3 protein-coding genes are annotated in these 3,086 nt (G+C 41.4%); 2 read left to right on the top strand and 1 reads right to left on the bottom strand.

Features of this window, described 5'->3' with window-relative positions; genetic code table 11:
* The first annotated feature begins 37 nt into the window (after nucleotides 1-37).
* Nucleotides 38-949: a Rossmann-fold NAD(P)-binding domain-containing protein gene (locus tag AC1DSE_RS33400; protein WP_477512755.1), complete on the top strand. Its 912-nt coding sequence runs from the start codon at nucleotides 38-40 to the stop codon at nucleotides 947-949.
* Nucleotides 950-1,016: 67 nt separating this feature from the next.
* Here AC1DSE_RS33400 and AC1DSE_RS33395 read toward each other — a convergent pair whose 3' ends face one another.
* Nucleotides 1,017-1,580 carry a guanylate kinase gene (locus AC1DSE_RS33395; RefSeq protein WP_477512756.1) on the bottom strand — a complete coding sequence of 188 codons (564 nt, stop codon included), beginning with the start codon at nucleotides 1,578-1,580 and terminating at the stop codon, nucleotides 1,017-1,019.
* Nucleotides 1,581-1,678: 98 nt separating this feature from the next.
* Here AC1DSE_RS33395 and AC1DSE_RS33390 point away from each other — a divergent pair, with 98 nt between their 5' ends.
* A complete protein-coding gene (locus AC1DSE_RS33390; RefSeq protein ID WP_477528921.1) occupies nucleotides 1,679-2,998 on the top strand; it encodes an anti-phage deoxyguanosine triphosphatase in 1,320 nt (439 codons plus the stop codon).
* Nucleotides 2,999-3,086 lie beyond the last annotated feature (88 nt).

Here is a 3,086-nt window from a genome sequence, read left to right as displayed (position 1 = left end):
ACATTATATCGTATAAATATTCATTAGAGGTGAAATCATGACTCATTTATTATCACTAAGAGAGTACGACGCGGACACCATTCACTCCATCATCAGGCAAGGAATCGAGATAAAGAACAGCCCAGAACGCTATTACCATGCTGCAGAGCGTAAAGGTCTTCTTATGCTTTTTCAGAAAACTTCTACTCGTACGAATCTATCGTTTCAATCCGGGATTAACCAAATGGGCGGATACTCAGTCGTTATGGATTGGGATTCCAGCAACTTCAGCATTTCCCCTATCCAGTATGAAGCGCAGTATGTATCAAGAAATTGTGATGTGATTATGGCGAGATTAAAGAAACATTCCGATGTGCTCGAATTAGCGAAGTACTCCAAGGTTCCCGTCATTAATGGCTGCTGCGACAAATATCATCCTTGCCAGGCTCTTGCGGACTTGATGACAATCTATGAAGTCGCTGGTCATTTTGAGGGAATAACGCTTACGTATGTCGGAATTCATAACAATGTAGCCAATTCGTTGGTAGCAGGCTGTATGGCGGTTGGCATCAAGCTTTTATTAGTTACTCCGATCATTAATAAGCCATCTTCGGATGAGGAGCTTATGCAAAAAGCTTTTCAAAGTGGATTTGTTGAAAAGGTTGTTGATTTGCCTAGTGCGGCAGCCAGATCTGATTTTGTATATACGGACACTTGGATTGATATGGAGTTTTTTTATGAAGACCACTATCAAGATGAGAAGAAGCGAAGAATGGAGGAGATGCTGCCTTATCAGTTGAACAGAAGCAATCTTGCAGGACACTCGCCGTATCTTATGCATGACATGCCTATTCATCCGGGCTTCGAGATAGAGGAGGATTTAGTGGAGTCGGAGCGTTCCATCATCTATCAGCAAGCTGAGAACAGGATGCATGTTCAAAAAGCGCTGCTTATGCATTTACTTAAATAAAGTTATCAAAAAAGCTCATCCACGCATACTAAGCGCAGTTGAGCTTTTGATTTTTTTTTGGATGGTCTCAAAATGAGCCATGACCGGCTATGATCTCTTTAACCTGCGTCATTGTATCATTAAAGCGGGTGTCATCATGGTTCCATATGACCACATCAGCATGCTGCATATACTCGCTCTTTAGTTCAATTTCCTCCGCGCGTTGCACCCTTTTGGCGATTTCCTCAGGCATTCCGCCTCTTATTGCCAATCTTCTTTTAATGGATTCAACATCCGCACCTACATAGATCGCAATCACATGATCATACCGCTTCTTTAAAGCGAGTACGCCAGCAAGGTCCATTACAATATGGGCATTCCTATTTTGATCGAATACTTCTTCAATGCTGGATTTTAGTGTACCGTAATAATGCTCGTTGTATCGTGTCCATTCAATAAAGGCATCTGCACGAATGTGATTTTCAAACTGGCTCGTTTCCATAAAAATATAATGAATCCCGTCTGACTCATTCGGCCTCGGGAGTCTGGTTGTTGAAGTAATAATTTTTTGAAAGCCGCTAAGGGTCAGCTCTTTCTGGATTTCGGATTTACCTGAAGCGGAAGGGCCATAAAATGCGAATATTTTCCCCAAACGAAAGCTCTCCTTTATGAATTGTTCAGCGATCTCTTCTAATAAAGACCATATATTGTTAAAATGTTTCTAAATGACAAGGAGCTGGGAGCGAGCCTATGATTCTCTATAAACATTCTTCAAATTCATTTTATAATGATACGGATATTCAAAGGCATATTAATATAGAAAATGCGAAGCAAAGAATTTCAGTTCGGGATGACTTTGAACGTGATTTTGGCAGAATCATTCATTCAGCAGCTTTCCGTCGCTTACAGTCCAAGACGCAAGTGATTGGGATCAGCGAAGGAGATTTTCACCGAACACGGCTTACACATTCCCTTGAAGTATCTCAAATTGCAAGAGGAATTGCCACAACCTTAAATGAAAAAAACAATATTTTTAAAGAGACGGAAAGTAAAATAGATATTTCTCTTATTGAGGCAGCTGCTTTAGCTCATGATTTGGGGCACCCGCCATTCGGGCACCAAGGCGAGCGTGCATTGAATAAATGCATGAGCGCATTCGAGCTAAACTTTGAGGGGAATGCGCATACGTTCAGGCTTTTGACGAATACGACTAGCGATGGGGACATGGAAACGGGCCTTGATTTAACAAGAGCTGTTTTATTGTCCATTTTGAAATACCCAGCCAGCATGAAGCAAGTTAATAATCCCGAGATCACGGGCAAACCGCCTAAATGCAGTGTTTTTGAAGAGGACGAGCATGTATTTCAGTGGGTGATTGAGAGCTTTTCGCCTGAAGAGAAGGCTTATTTCATGCAAGTTTCCGACTTGCAGGCTGGTAAACATAAGAAGACTTTAAATAAAACGTTTGAATGCTCTATTATTGAGCTCGCAGACGATATTGCTTACGCAACCTATGATTTAGAAGATGCCTTCAAGCTTAATATGATCAAAATAGATGATCTATGTGTGGTAGCAAATAAGCATAAGCATATTTCATCCGCTAGAATTGCAGAGTCTTTACGGGTTTTTATGGAGAATAGCGGGGAACGGCATAAACAGACGAAGCGTTTTTTCGCTGATTTGGTTTCTGGATTCATACATGAGATTACGGTTGTTGAGACCCAGCCTGCATTCTCCTCCAGCCGGTTGCGCTATAAGGCAGTAATTACTGAGGATGCTATGGAGCTGCTGGAGGATTTGAAGAAGCTGGTCGAAACGCATGTGATCTTCTCACAGAAGGTTCAAACCTTTGAATGGCGCGGCGGTAAAATAATTGAAAAGCTCTTCGATGCGATGTTCAATGATCCAAACCTGCTTCCAGAAGATAAAAAGCTAAGCTGGCATGCAGCTGATGATCGGATGAATGCCAGATTGGTTTGCGATTACATTGCTGGAATGACAGATACCTATGCATTAAAAATGTATTCTCGTTTATATGAAGCTGCTGGAGGCAGGTTGTTTGATATTTAATTTGAATGGTTATGAGCAGACGTTCAATTTTTTCTTATCTATTAAGTGCTAGGCTGAAACAGCTGCACGCAAGCACCTTCCTCTAATG

It is taken from the genome of Paenibacillus sp. 01L418 (assembly GCF_056400045.1).
This window is presented reverse-complemented; position numbering and strand designations above follow the sequence as displayed.